This window comes from Brevibacillus sp. JB24b (assembly GCF_051713385.1).
In the GTDB taxonomy this organism is placed as follows: Bacteria; Bacillota; Bacilli; order Brevibacillales; family Brevibacillaceae; genus Brevibacillus_B; species Brevibacillus_B laterosporus.
On the sequence record NZ_JBNVQV010000001.1, the window covers coordinates 5,254,800 to 5,270,272 of the forward strand.

Here is a 15,473-nt window from a genome sequence, read left to right on the forward strand (position 1 = left end):
CTTAACCAACATATACAACATCCCTAGTAAGTTCCATTTAATATTTATACTTAAAAATAGCGACACATATTGACTATGTCTCGCTATTCACTCTTTACTTTAATATATTTATTTTTTCCACTGTATCTTTCATTCGTTGTGTCAGTTCAATCATGTTTAACTTAAAGCTCTGGATTTCCTTATAAGCAGCTACGATTTCTAGTTGCTTATCCCAGTCAGGTAGTCCATTCTCATTAGCTGGAAATTCAATTAATATATCTCTGACTTTACCAACATGAGCTTCATTTGCTCTACTAAAACGACCCAACCTTACCAAATTCTCCTTTAAGTACAGTTCTAGATACTCAATATTTACTTGAGATGGGTTAATTATTTCAATTAGACCTCTATTCTCTGTTCCATAAAAAGGTTCATCATGTACTCTTACGTCTTTGGCTGCATCCCCTTTTATATTCCAACTAATTATTTTCTTTTTAGAAGTTTCATCCCTGTTCTCATTTTCGAATAAGACCGGTGGAAATTCATCGGAGAACATAAAATCAACTGGTCCACTAATCTGTGACGAATATAAAGGGTACTTCCCTTTGTTTAATTTTGCATAGCGAATTGTTGGCTTGAATGCTGGTGCGCCAACAATAAAATAATTTGCATCTGACAATTGAATAGATACACTGTTTTCATAGTTAAACATGTTAGTGTAATTTTTATTCATTTCAGCAATTTCATTTTCAAGTTCAATCTGGAATGTACCAAAGATACCTACAGACTCATTAACAGAAATCGAATCGTCTTCTTCATTATTAAATACATCAAATAATTCAGACCATTTTTTTGCATTATTAAATTCTGTACGAGTTACAAAAGCACATTTTGGGTCAGCACTCTCACCAGCTAGCCTCTGTTCCCAAGCAGCCTCCATTGTAATTAAATCGTCTTTTTCAATTGGGGCTCTAAATTGGTCTAATGAAACACCAATATCTTCTACATTATAAAGCATGACCTTCGAGTACTTATTGACATCGGTTTTTTTCTGGAAGATTAGCATGTATGTTTTCCAATTGTTATTCTCAAACATCCCCTTAGGAAAGGCTACAATCCCCAACATATCTGTTTTACTTTTCAACAAGTCTCTGGTTTTGGAGTTTACATTTTTTAAAATCCCTTCAGGCACAATTACAAAAGCCATACCCGGGTCCATGTTTTGAATTTGCTCTACAATGTATTTAATAAAACGACTCTCAATACCTAGTCCACTAGATGAATAGAAAGTGTTTAAATTACCTAATTGTTCTAAGCTTTTGTCAATTTCAGAAACTCCGCTACTAAAAAACGGAACATTTGCAAAAACGTAGTCTGCAGGATGATTAACTACAAATTCATTTTCTTTTTGTGCAGCTTTTGTAATTTCAGCCAAAGTGCCTGTACCATTTCTATCTGTATACAGGAAAGTTCGATTAATTATCCGATTAATTTCTGAAATGTGGTTAATCGTAGGATTTTCTGCAATTACATCTAAGAGATGCAATACCATATTTGCTTTAGCTAAAGTAATCATTTCTCTAGATTTATCTATTCCTAACGCATTGTAAGTTCTATAATTAAAGTCAAAAGGATAGTTTAACCCTTCCAGAACAAATCCGCCTACTCCGCAAGCTAAGTCAATAATTCTTGCTGTCTCTGATGGATTTGCCATTCTCCAGATTGTCTGCACCACGTTTCTAGGTGTAATATGCTGCCCATTTTTAATTTTTCCTTCTCTATTTGAAGAGCCAAGGAAGGTTTCTAGCACTCTTCTTTTAAAGTCAGGGTCTAATTTTTTGTGAGCAATATTACCTAGTGTTTCTAGGTCGTTTAGGACAGATTTAAAAGTGGTCTCTTGCCCAGTAAATGCAAATCCTTGAGGGTCTATAATACCCGGTTCTTCTGGCATGCAAGGGAAAATTCTATTACTAATATGGGTACGTATTGAATTAGTGTACGTCCATAGTGAATCTTCGACATCATCTTTTGCTAACGTTGAAATTCTATAGTCCTTAGGAAGTAACCCTGCATCAGAAATGCCTTTGTATACTAATAACTCAACAAAGGTTGCTAAACATTTGTGAGCTTGTTCTCCAGTACAAACAAATATCTTTTGCCAAAGACTTTTAATTATCCGGCTTTTGTTTTTAATGGGATTGTAATAATCCTCTTGCGGATTAATTTCAAAATCATTATTTGCTGGCTCATTATCTTTAAGTGCTTGTGAGGCAAATAATTTTAGGTTTTCAATTATTGCTTCGTTCTCTCCAGTTATCACACGAGGTCCAAAACAGGTAACTTGAAACCCTTTATTTAATGTATTAATTTCGATGAGCATATCCCCTTTTAATCTATAAAGCACCTTTATTCGAGAACCAGCTCGGGCAATAAAGAACTTAGTTTCAGGAAGAGCATCTAAATAGTTTTCTTTAATTTGATTTACTGCTTCCTCTAACTGGGAGTCATCGACTTTATCTTCAATTGCAATGATAACCTTCTTCGTTTCAATACCTTGGGCAATTAATTGGTCTGGTTTTTTCTTGCTATTCGAGCAATTGAAACCCTCTTTTTTTAAATCTTGAAACGAGATATCATTACATTTATAAAGCTTAATGTTCCATGTTTGGTCTAATACCAAAGATGGTAACCCCTGAGATAAACTTTCTGACATAAAACCCCTCCGATGCGCACGATTTTGTGCGTTTTTATTTATTGTTGTTTTTATTATAACAAACGAACTAAAATAGTCAAGCGCACAACTTTGTGCACTAATAAAAATAGAGTAATCTATAAAGACTACTCTTAAAAACCTCATTTACTTATGGTACGGTTCCCCCCGACTAATCCGAAACGCCCGATAAACCTGCTCCACCAGCACCAATCGCATCAATTGATGGGGAAATGTCATCCTAGAAAACGACAGCTGCGCATCCGCTCGCTTCAACACCTCATCAGCTAGCCCCAGCGAGCCGCCAATCACAAACGCCACCTGACTACGTCCGTGCAGCGCTAGCCTGTCCATTTCGCTAGATAGCTTCTCAGACGACCACATCTGCCCTTCGATAGCCAGCGCGATCACATAATGGTCCTGCTTAATATGCGCTAGTATCCGCTCGCCTTCCTTGCGCTTCACCTGCTCCATTTCCGTGGCACTAAGTTCTTCTGGAGCTTTCTCATCGTTCACTTCGACGACATTAAGCTTGCAGTAAGCCGTTAGACGCTTGGTATACTCGGCAATTCCTTCCTTTAGATACTTCTCTTTTAGCTTCCCGACCGTAATAATCGTAATCTGCACTTCTCCTACATTCCCTTCACATGCAATAGCACGATTTTGCCTGGTTGATTACATTCCATGCAGGTGGATGGGATTTCTCCCAATTCTACTTCATCTATGGAAAACGTATCTGGTGCTACATCGTGATAGTTCACATAATCGTCCAGCTCCGTTTCAATATGCTCCATACAGCTCACACGGATTGGATGCTCCTCATGAAGTGGTGTTTCTTTTCCTTGAATCACGATTGTTTTAACCATGATGTAATATACCCCCGCTTTATAGTAAGTCGTCTCTCATGCTCGGCTAAGAGATCGACTTTAGATTTATACTCAAATTGCTTGATTTTCTCACTCTCCTAGTCTACCCCAGATAAGTAATGAATCAAAGGTGAATGGGCATAAAAAAGACAGCTCTTTCATAAGCCGTCTCAAAAACAAGATAAAAATTGACTCTTTTTTATCTATTATTTTCAATTAAAAAACTGCTAGCCAAACACCTATTTACTGCCTTACTGACAGCTAGACACAAAAAGAGCCGATTTTCACCATGTTAAGGATATAACCAGCTTTCTGTCTAGCTCAAAATCTTCACCGTCTTTTGTATCTATGATCATTCTAATTATTGTTCTTCCTCTTCATCTAAAGCCTCGGGATAGTATCTTTTAATAATGTCATTGGTGGTTTCTGTGCTTGTTGCGTGTATAAATCTTGAGTAAACCTCTACCCCGGTTGTTATCTCTGAATCGTTAAGCTCAAATGCATGGAGTGTACATACAAATTGATCCTTAACTTGTTCACCATAGTAATTTAGATATTCATGTTCAGCCTTTTTTGCATACTCTTCTGCCAATTTGCAAGCCTGTTCTGTGTCTGTAGCTTTCACTATTATGATGCTTTCCTCCAAAAGTTTATTGTCCTTGCTTACATAATAGTCGGCATTTATTTTATCTGGAAGTGGGGCACCTGAATGGATAGATTCAAATAGAATCTTTACTGAATACCATTTCATTCTACATTCATTCGATATAGCATTTTCCATACAAATCTCTCCTCTCTCAAATTAACAACTTTTAAGTATATTAACGTAAAACCCACCCGTTTCACCTGCTTTTTTATTCAGGGTGAAGTATTTCAATAGATGTGCACTGCTATTAATTGGAGTATCGTCTAACTGGGTGATGACATCGTACTGTTTCAAGCCATCCTTTGATGCTGGAGAGAAGCTTCCTACTTCCATAGCAACTACACCTGTTTTCACTTATTTTCAATTTAAACACCACTAGCAAAACACAAATTTACTGCCTTACTGACAGCTAGACACAAAAAGAGCCAGTTTATTTTAATGAAAAGCTACCCCTAAAATGGGTTTAAGTAAACCTATTATTACTTTTCAAATCAATCACCTGTTAATAGATGTACCCGTTTTTTTAGCTTGGAATCAGACCATCATTTCATTTGTCTTGAGTTAATGTTAGAATATTAATGTAATTATCTCACTTTTAAAGGTAAGGAGGAAATACCCGATGAAAAAGAGATCGATTAAATCTTTATCTTTTGGTATTGGGTATTCTACGGCTGTTTTTTTCTAGAATTAATTAATGACGGGATAAGTCTGTCTAAAATCAAGAAAGATTAAAAAACAGTGAAAATATATGACATACCCATAAGTTATATGTTTTCTATTTAAAAGGAGACTTTTACAATGAATAATCATGTGATCAAAAGATATAATCCAGAAAATATAGCGAGACCTGTCGGGAACTATAGTCATGTAACAAAAATAAGCAGAAATGCTGAAATGTATGTATTTTCTGGGCAAATTGGTATAGATCAGAACAATAATATACCCACAGATTTTAATCAACAAGTGACAAACACAATGAATAATATCGTTGAAATCCTTTCTTCTCAAAATTTGACTCCCGATCACGTCATTAAGGTTAATATTTGGGCCACAGAAGAAATTGATTGGGAGCATTTCGATGAGATTTGGAATCAAGTATTCGGTACCACACCTCCTTCGATGACGATTGCATACATTAAAGGATTAGGGTTACCGGAATTAAAAATTGAATTAGATGTTTGGGCAGCAGGTTGATTTTAGTAACTCTAAAACAGACTGTCTCCAAAACCATTAAGGTAAGAACATGATATAAAAAGATAAAAATGACCATCCTTATTCAGTGTAAAATCTGAAAATGAAGGATGGTCTTTGCTTTGTACTTTATCCATCACCGATGCTTGTATTGGAATGAGCGAGAAATTACCCGATAAGGTTTTACACATGCCTAACATTTGTGCTGGCAAGGAAAATGACAGGTCCTCTCATTCTCAGCTTTTCCTTTTCACTAGCTTGATGACGAAGGAGACCGCCAGCAACACTTGATTTGCTGGCGGTCCCCCTCATTACACTATTATTTACGGAAATTGCGGTTGTAGCTGTTCCTGATTCTGCTGTGGTTTTTCCCCGAGTGTTACTTTAACCTCTTTCTTAAATCCATCTCGATACAGAGTGATCGATACGGTTTCACCTGCTTTTTTATTCAGGGTGAAGTATTTCAATAGCTGTGCACTGCTATTAATTGGAGTATCGTCTAGTTGGGTAATGACATCGTATTGTTTCAAGCCACCCTTAGATGCTGGTGAGAAGCTTCCTACGTCCATAGCAACTACACCTGTTTTCACTTCGTTTGGTAGATTCAATACTTCCTTCCACGCATATTTTGGTACGTCTGTTAGGTCGCGCGGTGTTACGCCAAGGTAGGCACGTTTTAGATAGCCATCCTGCATGAGACGTGGAATGATGTTTTTCACATCGTTAATAGGGATCGCAAATCCAAGACCTTCTACGCCCTCACGAGAGATTTTCAAGGTATTAATCCCGATTACTTGCCCATAGATATTGACCAGAGCCCCACCGCTGTTTCCTGGGTTAATGGCCGCATCTGTCTGAATAACGTCCAGCTCCCAATCTACAATGCCGTCGTCATTTACGTCTGTCGGCATGGAGCGGTTTTTCGAGCTGATAATTCCTTGTGTAACGGTACGGGAGAAATCTAGACCTAACGGGTTACCGATCGCAATGGTTGGTTCCCCTACTTTTAAGGTGCTAGAATCGCCTAGCTCGGCAACCTTTGTTACCTTTGATCCATCTATTTCTAACACGGCCAAATCGTTGTATGCGTCAGCTCCAAGGACTTTAGCAGTTACTTTATCTCCACTTGCTAAACTCACTTCAATGCTTTGGGCACCCTGTACAACGTGATTGTTCGTGATGATATGTGCTTTACCATCTTTCTTTTCAAAAATGACACCAGAGCCCACACCGGCTGCTACGTTACCTGTTTGTCTGGTCCAGAGGTTAGCTACCCGTTTGATATTGGTAATTCCAACTACAGCATCCTCTGTTTTTTCCACTGCGCTGGTGATTGCTGTTTCCACGTTAACACTTACAGGCTGGTTGGTTTTCGTAGATATCGTCGATGCCGCTACGGATGCTTGATTAGCATCTGCTCCTGTTTTCAAAGGTAGATTCAGATAACCTGTTTTGGAGATAGCTGGCGCAAGCATAAGCACGACCAGCCCCCCAATGACAGCAGATGTGACAGAGGTCACGATATATTTGCCCATGCCGGAACGGCTGGCCTTTTTCTTTGGTTCCATTTCATAAAAATCATTATCGTAATAACCCATAACAATTACTCCTTTCGTTCTAGCAGGAATAAAAGATAATTTTGTAATGAAGAGCTTTCATATTCTTGCTGTAGTAACAGTATACGCAGGCATTGAGGCAAATTAACGTTAGAAATATGGAAAGGTTGTGGAATGAAACTTGTCCACTCGCATAAGATGAGTGGTAAGCGTCAAGAATGGTCTTATGAATACATGTACAAGGCTTATCCACCGCACTTCATTCATACAAAGAAAGGACGTGCTTCACATGAAACAGCCCTTTTCTCCCTTAGACCAGCTAGACCTTTTGGCCAAGCTTAGCGATCTGCGACATGTGGATTACCATAACACGTTGGTGCTTCATGCCATTATTGAGTTATTGACCGAAAAAGGAATTCTTAATCATGAAGAAGTAACTGCCAAAGTCCAGCAATTAGACAGCCGCATGAATACACAGATCGTTGAAAAAACTTGTCCAAAAGGGTTGGAATCCTTGCAAAAAAGCCAAAACCATGCCGCGGTTAATTTTCAAGCCTCACCAAAAGCACCCAACGGAAGCTATGTGCCTACCAAGCCACAGTAATTCTATAAAAGCTGACAATGATACTACAACACTTCCATTTTCGTCGGACGATGCGGGTAGGTTTCTCGCAAATGCACATCATTTCCGACATGTAAGCCCTGTTCCTCCAAGATATTTTTAACCGTAAGCTTTGCCAGATCCATCATATTGTTTTCTTTGCTTAAATGCGCCAGGAATACGCGCTCTGCTCGTCCACCAAGAATATCTGTCAAAGCTTCGCCTGCCATTTCATTGGAAAGATGACCAACATCACTTAAAATTCGGCGCTTAATGCTCCATGGATATTGTGACATGCGCAGCATATCCACATCGTGATTTGCTTCAAAAATGTAAGCATCTGCTCCACGAATAACTTCCTTGATTCGGTCACTTACATAGCCTAGATCGGTAGCGATACTTAGCTTTTTATTATCCGCATGCATACAAAAGCCCATTGGCTCGACAGCATCGTGGGAGATTCCAAATGACTCAACCGTGATATCTCCGAATTCCAACGTTTGGCCCACCTCAAAGAGTTGCTTCTGACCCTCTGGGATCGTTCCTACTAGCTTGTCCAGCTCGCCCCAGGTTTTTTGTGTGGTATAGATCGGGATGCCATAGCGTCTCGCCATGACACCCACGCCTTTGATATGATCGGAATGCTCGTGTGTTACTAGAATTGCCTGCAAATCACTTGGCTTTACACCAACCTCCTTCAAACATGCCTCCGCTTGTTTCCCCGTAAGACCGACATCGATCAATAAAGAAGTACGCTCTGTTCCTACATAGATGGAATTCCCTGTACTTCCACTGGCTAAAACACTAAATTGCAACAGATATCCCTCTTTCCTCTATTCGACCATTCCTCTTTTATCTAGTGGTCGCTCCATCGTCCCAGTAAATCCATTCATATATTCAACCTTATTGCCATGCTGAAAACGCCACACCGGTGCTAACACCTGTATTTCAGCGTCATATTTAAACCCATAATATCCGAGTGAAATGCTATCTATACTTTCTCCGCTCTTAATTACTTCTTTTTCGATCAGTGAGCGTAGAGCTGTATAAGCAGTAATAATTTTGCGACCTGATCCTTGATTTTTCACCAGTAAATAGGTCTGCTTATATCCTCTAATAAATCCATCAGCAATGTGTAGCTCTAGTGGCGCGACGAACATCGGTAACCCATCATGCATCTGCCAATATACCGGGGCAGATAGCGTCCAGTTGACATCCTCTTTATACTGATCTGCGAATTTAATGGTGCTGTGTAGTTGATTTAAGACATCCTTTGGGCTTTTAAAATCGCGGATGGCGACGGGCTTTTCAAGTCGTGATTCTAGTACGGTATTGTCTACAACCACCTGCTGGTCTGCCATCTCCTCCTGTTCAAAGGTCGCTGACGTCACATACTCCACATACAGATAGTTTAATAAAGGTGTTTCCTGTGGGATATCCATCTTGAGCGTGATGTTTTGCTTTGATAGATAGTTTTCAATCTCCCACTGCGTATTTTGCGCAGATTCCGACTCTACGCCATGCTGCAATTTTGATAGATAAACCTGATAGCCAAGAAAAAGATTAAGCGTCAGGAAGGCAAGAATCAGAATGGTTTTCGTCTTACTCCAGTCCACTCACTTTCCCTCCTTTTGGCACAGCGCTGCGAACATCAATGATTTTATTATACACGCCTTCCAATTGCACCACCCAGGCTGGGATTAATTGCATGTATCCCTTTTGCTCTATCAATTGATACGCCAAATATATGTTACTGACTTTTTCTGTATCGATTTTATTCTCTTGTAAATAGGTAATCAGATCAGTGCCAGAAGCGACATTCACTTCCTTATAGCCAAAGAACGTATCTAAATCAATCAACGACCTTCTCATTGATTGAACCTGTCCTTTATCCATATTAAGCTGGATGTTGTCTATTAATTTAGAATCCTGGCTGATTACCGGGAAGGCTCCTAGATATTGACGGAAAATGATTTGAGAGTTACTCTCCGTGCGTTCTTCCATTGAGCGTAAGCGGAACTCATCAATCCACCCCATGTGCTGGTTTATAAAAGAAACACTCTCTTGAAGCTGTTCATAGGCGGTCATTTGTGTATCGCCAGCTTGCCAAACTGGTGTGGTGAGAGTCATTAAGTGTTGACCATTACGCACCTGAACAGACCGAGTACCATCCGTATAAATATTCGTACCATCCCTCTCTACGATCTGTCTGACCAAGCCCGGATCAAGAAAATAGCTCTCTAGTAACTGCTTGCGTGAAATAGGTAGATAGTTGTAATTATACATACTCATGACACTTGGCTTTTTGGGTAGATAATAAATGCTCCAGAAGGATAGCTTATTTTGTACGATATACGGTGATCTTTGTGGGTCCTTATACGTTTTTAGGATCTGCTCCGGCAAATTCTTGCCAAACAGAAGATAGGAATTGCGTAAGTCTTTAGGGCTTACGGCTGTCTTGGCCCGAAAGCTTTGATGATCCTTCGTTGACAAAAATAGAGCATACACCGTATCATCTGCTTCCTCATAGTACAGCCAGACTCGATCTATTCCTGTTAATCGCTGATCAACGTCACGCAACGTCAGCACCTGTTCCATAACGGAAATGGGGATGAGAGAGTTATATTGCAGCTCTAATCCCAGCTTTTTACGAGTCAAGCTATCCCACTTTTCTTCCGTCATAGGGTAATAGCTAAATTCATTAAAGTACCAATTCTGCACCTGTCCCATCAGGATTCGATACACATCATCACTGGAGATCGCTTTGGTATGGCGATCTTCCCCATAATGAAAAAGAATAGCATCAGGAACCACAAAATCCTTCGCTTGCTTAGATGCACCCTGTTTGTCGGCAGGGACGAATGTGGCAGGTGATATAAATTCTAGCTGAGGCTGATTGTTGAGAAGAAGGGAAGTCAAAATCAGACTGAGCAGTACCAATACCACAAGCACGACAGACTTTATATTCTCCATCCGCTCTCTGCTCAAGCTTCCTCTCCTCCTTTATCTAACGGAATCCAGAACGTTACAATGGTCCCTTCATTCCACTCACTCGAAATTTGTATCTCTCCGCCATGTGCTTCTACCAAATCCTTCGCGATGGCTAGTCCTAAGCCTGTGCCTCCCTGACTGCGAGACCTTGCTTTATCTACGCGATAAAATCGTTCAAAAATAAACCGTAAATCCCGCTTGGGAATCCCGATTCCTGTATCCTTTACAGAAATATATGCGCGTTGTTGTTCGTTGTCAGCACGTGCCTCTACCGTTACTTCCCCGCCCTCTGGCGTATATTTGATAGCGTTAGACAACAAATTATCCAGAACCTGAGTAATGGCATCATCGTCCATATAGACATCGCCCAGACCTTCTGTATGGGATAGCGTGAGCTTGATCCCATTTTGTTCACACTGCATCGTAAAACGTTGGGTTGCGTAGAGTAAAAGCTCAGTCATGCTTATTTGCTTTCGATTTAATTGAACACCTTGTGCATCAAACCTTGTAAGCTGCAATAAATCATTTACCAATCGAATCATACGATCCGTCTCATTCATTGTGACGCGTAAGAATTGGTTCGATAGCTCTGGCACTTCCACTGCTCCATCCATGAGTGCTTCTGTGTAGCTTTTAATGGTCGTAAGCGGAGTACGTAGCTCGTGTGATACATTAGCCACAAAATTACGGCGTTGTTGCTCTGTGCGTTCCTGCTCTGTAACATCCTGCAACACAGCAATAATTCCACCCTTTTTGCCACTATCCTGTTGGAGTGGAGTAATTAAGACCCGCAGCATAATCACATCACGATTGGATACCATCATCTCTAGGAGAAGGGGCTCCACCTCTTGAAACAAAGGCATTTCTTCCTCAGGTGGCAGGCGAAGTACATCATAGATACTACGCTTTTGCTCTAAAACATCTGCTTCCTTTACCTCAAGTATCTCTTCCGCTGATCGATTCATTAGAATAATCGTGCCATCTCTGTCGGTTGCCATGACACCATCGCTCATGTTTGCTAATATTTGCGATAATTTTTCCCGCTCTTCCTCTTCCAGTAAAACTGCCTCTTTTAAGCGTGCCGTCATATAGTTAAAGGTACTGCCAAGCTGACCAATCTCATCATCGCTATAAATGTGCACCGACCGGTTAAAATCCCCGTTAGCTACCGCCTTCGCCTGACGCGTCATTTCTTTGACAGGCTTTGTGATGGTTTGCGCTAATAAATAGCCCAACACACCTGTTACTACTAAAGCGATAAATGTTCCTGTAGCAAAAATATTAGTGGTCTGACGAATGGTCGTATACAAGCTTTCAATCGAAGCAACCATGTATACAGCTCCGTATACCACATTACCCTTTTTGATGGGGACAGCTAAGACCTTTACTCGCCCTTCAGTAACCGGGTCGATACGCATCGACTCGTTGCGTGTCCCAAGGAGTGCAATGGTAATCTCCTTCTGGGCAGTACGCTGCCCGATAATCGCCGGATTATCTTCAGAGGTACTAATCACTGTTCCATTCGCATCGACTACCTGTACATGTGCCTCCTTAAAGGACATGTTACGAATCAGATTATCTATATCGGTTTTTACATCCTGTCCATTATGGTCATCCGGACTGCGTGTCTGGCTAAAATATTTCTCTAATAGAGTAGACAATAAGGTAGCCTGCCCGTTTAAGCCTTCTGAAAAGTTGTTGGTATAGTATTTTTCTACTTCACGAGTAAAATAGGCCCCGATGACCTGCATCGCCATTAGTAGTAGCAACATATAGATGACGACTACCTTCCACTGAACTGTTTTGAACAGCTTCAGCTTACCCATGAAGTGATCCCCCCGTGGAAGGTTGTTTCATGGTGTAGCCAAGCCCACGTCTCGTAATGATATAAGTAGGCTGACTTGGATCATCCTCAATCTTTTCTCTAAGACGTCTAATTGTGACATCGACAGTTCGCACATCACCGAAATAATCATAGCCCCATACCGCTTGTAGCAAATGCTCTCGTACCATGACCTGTCCTTGATGCTTTGCCAAATAGACGAGCAATTCAAATTCCCGATGGGTTAATTCCAGGGTTTCATCTAGCTTCTTTACTGTATAAGAATACAAGTCAATCTCTAGGTCCCCAATGCGGAAAAGGTGCTTGTTCTGTTCCCCTTGCTTTGGTTTTTGCCTGCGAAGCTGGGCTTTTACACGAGCTAATAGCTCGCGTGTACCAAATGGTTTCGTCACATAATCATCAGCACCTAATTCTAAGCCTAGTACTTTATCCAACTCTGAATCCTTAGCTGTTAGCATAATGATCGGCATCTCGTATTCCTGTCGTACAATCCGACACACATCCATACCATCTCGACCAGGCAACATAATATCTAATAAAATTAAATCAGGCTTTTCTTGATGTACCAACCGAAGAGCTTCCTCACCATCGTATGCGCACACCACCTGATAGCCCTCTTTTTCTAAAGCAAATTTCAATATATCAGCAATTGGTTTTTCATCATCCACTACGAGGAGTTTCGCCAATGGATTCACTCCTTTCAACTACTCGATCTATTCGCGTACTCTATCCATTCCACTTTAACGAATAATTTCCTTTCAAGCAATCTACATAGCCTCACATAACTAGTAGAGAAAAAGAAAACAGACCACCCTGACATATTTGTCAGAATTGGTCTGTTGAATTGTCTATAGTTAGCGTAACACAGAAAGCGGGTTTACCAAACGCCCGTTTTTGTGCACTTCAAAATGAAGATGGACACCTGTAGAGTCACCTGTAGATCCCATAATACCAACGGCTCCACCTTTGCTGACAACTTGTCCAACTTTTACCTTTGCACTGCGCAAATGTCCATAAAGGGTTTGCGTTCCATTTCCATGATTAATCGTAACGGAAATACCATAGTCTCCATTCCAGCCAGCTTGGACAACGCGACCGTTATCTGCTGCTTTCACTGTACCTGATCCCGCAATATCAATACCTTTATGCATACGTCCCCAGCGAGTTCCAAATCCACTGCTGATATAGCCTCTAGCTGGCCAAGCGATACGACCGGTACCACGGTCTGCAATGACCTTTGTACCTTTTTCAATAATTTTTGAAACTGGTTGTTGAATCATATCTTCATCGATCATCTTCGTTGCTACAAGCTGACCATTTTCTTTTGTATATTCGTATTGAACACGTTTTAAACCATTCTTACCTTCTTGAACTACTTTCGATTCGCCTTTAGGCATTTTTGCATTCGATTTTGTTTCAATTTGATAAAAAATATTTTCGTCCTTAGTTGCGTTTTCCACCACTTGAACCGTCACATAAGGGCGAATCTCTGTAACATTTAATTTTTGATCCAATTGAAGCAACGTATTCTCAGTAACACCAGGATTGTTTTTAAAAATCTCTTTTTGGGTAATTCCATATTGTTTAGCAATTCCGCTAACTGTATCACCAGACTTAACAGAATGTGTTGTTTCTTGTGCCGTACCCTTAACCAATACTTCTTCTAATTTTTCAGCCGGCATAATCTTGTCAGCCGGTACAGTTTCTGCATCAAGGGAGATCTTTTCCTTGAATTTAACTGACTTAACCTGTTTGTCAGTCGGTAGGGAAGCCGCCATAACTTCTTGATTCTTCGTTTTCTTCATCGGAACGCCACTGAATCGTTCCTTGATATCAGCTAAAATTTTATCTGCTTGTTCTTGATTAGCCGCATAACCTACAAGTTTGCCTTCAACCATTACCTTTATTGCTTCAACCTGAATATTTGCTTCTTTTTCAAGTGTTTGAAGTGTTTCCTGATTATTTACCTGCCCTTTAAATACCTTTTCTTCTGCAAACGTGAGATTATCACTTAGCGTAAGCGGGGCATGATGTTTCTGTTCCTGTTCCTTTAAGCGTTCTTCCGTCCATTGCCTCACCACTTCAGGGTTGTCCACCACACCCATCTCTTTACCATTTAGCATGACATGATAAAGGGGAGTCATATTAGAAGTGTAGTAATAATTCGCATAGGTTACGCTAGTAGCACCCATTACAAGTGTTACAGCTACAGTAACAGATTGTTTCTTATGGCTAAGGATATATGCCCAAGCACGGTCTGCAATTCGTCTGGAACTTTGATTACATGTATCAAGCAATGGCTTGACACGCTGAACCAACCAGTCTTTCCATTCGGCCGGTCGCATCATTAATACCTCCTATAAGCCTTTCCAACATCAACATTACTCGCGAAAAGTTGAAAAAACAAAATGTTCCAGCACAATGTGTCTGGAGTTAAATTATACCTGTCAAATTTCCTAATTAAGCCAACTTATTAAACTGTATCACATCACAGCAATCGACATCAAGTGTAAAATCCAGTCGAATAAATAGTTATGTGTCGAGTAATAATAAAGTCACAAGAGTGTAAAAGAATAACAAGGTACTTTTTACCTGTATTATAACGATTATTTTCATAGGAAATAATACCCATGATATGTGAAAGAAATAAAGGTCGACACTGGTAAAAAATGGGTCAGTTTATTCCATACTTCTCAACGATTGGAGGTAATTTCTATGAAAGAAATTAGTATTTTAGCAGGCTTTTCATCTCTTCAAAGCGCTCAACAGGCAGCAGACGAATTACGGCAGCTGGGGTGCTCTACAGTTCAAATTGATGATGTAAGTAGTTATCCTGGAAAAGGTGTAGATAACATAATGAATCCCATTACTGGGGATATACCCAATTTGGGAAGTATGACGTTAAGCGGAGACTTCCCTACTGGCCGTGATGCTAGTGTTCTGGCAGCTGCCGACCCTTCGGCTAGCGGCATGACTGATCGAGGTGCTGAAGCTAGTATGCCAGGTCTGCTGCTAACCTGCCTAGTTGATGATGCCATCAGTAGTAAGGCCAATCAAATTATCCAATCCCATGGTGGTATGATTTAGCTT

15 protein-coding genes are annotated in these 15,473 nt (G+C 40.3%); 3 read left to right on the forward strand and 12 right to left on the reverse strand.

Going from position 1 to position 15,473, the window contains the following annotated elements; genetic code table 11:
* Nucleotides 1-94: 94 nt before the first annotated feature.
* The 5 genes from ACQV1I_RS24525 to ACQV1I_RS24545 form a co-directional block, all read right to left on the reverse strand.
* A complete protein-coding gene (locus tag ACQV1I_RS24525; protein ID WP_161555060.1) occupies nucleotides 95-2,692 on the reverse strand; it encodes an N-6 DNA methylase in 2,598 nt (865 codons plus the stop codon).
* A 144-nt stretch (nucleotides 2,693-2,836) separates the two neighbouring features.
* The gene (rlmH, locus tag ACQV1I_RS24530; protein ID WP_116333505.1) at nucleotides 2,837-3,316 is read right to left on the reverse strand and encodes a 23S rRNA (pseudouridine(1915)-N(3))-methyltransferase RlmH; all 480 of its coding nucleotides are present in this window, start codon (nucleotides 3,314-3,316) and stop codon (nucleotides 2,837-2,839) included.
* Nucleotides 3,317-3,321: 5 nt separating this feature from the next.
* Nucleotides 3,322-3,555, reverse strand: coding sequence for a CxxH/CxxC protein (locus ACQV1I_RS24535; protein ID WP_116333504.1), 234 nt, complete (start codon nucleotides 3,553-3,555; stop codon nucleotides 3,322-3,324).
* A gap of 361 nt (nucleotides 3,556-3,916) precedes the next feature.
* Entirely contained in the window at nucleotides 3,917-4,336 is a 420-nt protein-coding gene (locus ACQV1I_RS24540) for a DUF4288 domain-containing protein (RefSeq protein ID WP_094700182.1), read from the reverse strand.
* Between the two features lie 21 nt (nucleotides 4,337-4,357).
* A complete protein-coding gene (locus ACQV1I_RS24545; RefSeq protein ID WP_268878062.1) occupies nucleotides 4,358-4,555 on the reverse strand; it encodes a PDZ domain-containing protein in 198 nt (65 codons plus the stop codon).
* Between the two features lie 444 nt (nucleotides 4,556-4,999).
* On the opposite strand from ACQV1I_RS24545, the gene ACQV1I_RS24550 reads away from it, so the two are divergent.
* The gene (locus ACQV1I_RS24550; protein ID WP_096886320.1) at nucleotides 5,000-5,395 is read left to right on the forward strand and encodes a RidA family protein; all 396 of its coding nucleotides are present in this window, start codon (nucleotides 5,000-5,002) and stop codon (nucleotides 5,393-5,395) included.
* A gap of 320 nt (nucleotides 5,396-5,715) precedes the next feature.
* On the opposite strand, the gene ACQV1I_RS24555 is transcribed toward ACQV1I_RS24550, so the two are convergent.
* Nucleotides 5,716-6,990: a S1C family serine protease gene (locus ACQV1I_RS24555; protein WP_116333503.1), complete on the reverse strand. Its 1,275-nt coding sequence runs from the start codon at nucleotides 6,988-6,990 to the stop codon at nucleotides 5,716-5,718.
* Nucleotides 6,991-7,237: 247 nt separating this feature from the next.
* On the opposite strand from ACQV1I_RS24555, the gene ACQV1I_RS24560 reads away from it, so the two are divergent.
* A complete protein-coding gene (locus ACQV1I_RS24560) occupies nucleotides 7,238-7,552 on the forward strand; it encodes a hypothetical protein (RefSeq protein ID WP_116333502.1) in 315 nt (104 codons plus the stop codon).
* A 23-nt stretch (nucleotides 7,553-7,575) separates the two neighbouring features.
* Here ACQV1I_RS24560 and ACQV1I_RS24565 read toward each other — a convergent pair whose 3' ends face one another.
* From ACQV1I_RS24565 to ACQV1I_RS24590, 6 genes are all read right to left on the reverse strand, one after another.
* Nucleotides 7,576-8,364 carry an MBL fold metallo-hydrolase gene (locus tag ACQV1I_RS24565; protein WP_116333501.1) on the reverse strand — a complete coding sequence of 263 codons (789 nt, stop codon included), beginning with the start codon at nucleotides 8,362-8,364 and terminating at the stop codon, nucleotides 7,576-7,578.
* Between the two features lie 18 nt (nucleotides 8,365-8,382).
* Nucleotides 8,383-9,165 carry a two-component system regulatory protein YycI gene (locus ACQV1I_RS24570; RefSeq protein ID WP_018671201.1) on the reverse strand — a complete coding sequence of 261 codons (783 nt, stop codon included), beginning with the start codon at nucleotides 9,163-9,165 and terminating at the stop codon, nucleotides 8,383-8,385.
* A complete protein-coding gene (locus ACQV1I_RS24575) occupies nucleotides 9,152-10,537 on the reverse strand; it encodes a YycH family regulatory protein (RefSeq protein ID WP_094700188.1) in 1,386 nt (461 codons plus the stop codon). The genes ACQV1I_RS24570 and ACQV1I_RS24575 overlap by 14 nt, the downstream gene beginning before the upstream one ends.
* On the reverse strand, nucleotides 10,534-12,366 hold the full coding sequence (gene walK / locus ACQV1I_RS24580) for a cell wall metabolism sensor histidine kinase WalK (RefSeq protein ID WP_116333500.1): 1,833 nt from the start codon (nucleotides 12,364-12,366) through the stop codon (nucleotides 10,534-10,536). Before walK ends, ACQV1I_RS24575 begins: the two co-directional genes overlap by 4 nt.
* The gene (gene yycF / locus ACQV1I_RS24585) at nucleotides 12,359-13,069 is read right to left on the reverse strand and encodes a response regulator YycF (RefSeq protein WP_018671204.1); all 711 of its coding nucleotides are present in this window, start codon (nucleotides 13,067-13,069) and stop codon (nucleotides 12,359-12,361) included. Before yycF ends, walK begins: the two co-directional genes overlap by 8 nt.
* A gap of 168 nt (nucleotides 13,070-13,237) precedes the next feature.
* Nucleotides 13,238-14,731, reverse strand: coding sequence for a peptidoglycan DD-metalloendopeptidase family protein (locus ACQV1I_RS24590; protein WP_116333499.1), 1,494 nt, complete (start codon nucleotides 14,729-14,731; stop codon nucleotides 13,238-13,240).
* Between the two features lie 367 nt (nucleotides 14,732-15,098).
* Between ACQV1I_RS24590 and ACQV1I_RS24595 the strand changes: the two genes are divergently transcribed.
* Nucleotides 15,099-15,470 carry a hypothetical protein gene (locus ACQV1I_RS24595; protein ID WP_094700191.1) on the forward strand — a complete coding sequence of 124 codons (372 nt, stop codon included), beginning with the start codon at nucleotides 15,099-15,101 and terminating at the stop codon, nucleotides 15,468-15,470.
* The last annotated feature ends 3 nt before the right edge of the window (nucleotides 15,471-15,473 follow it).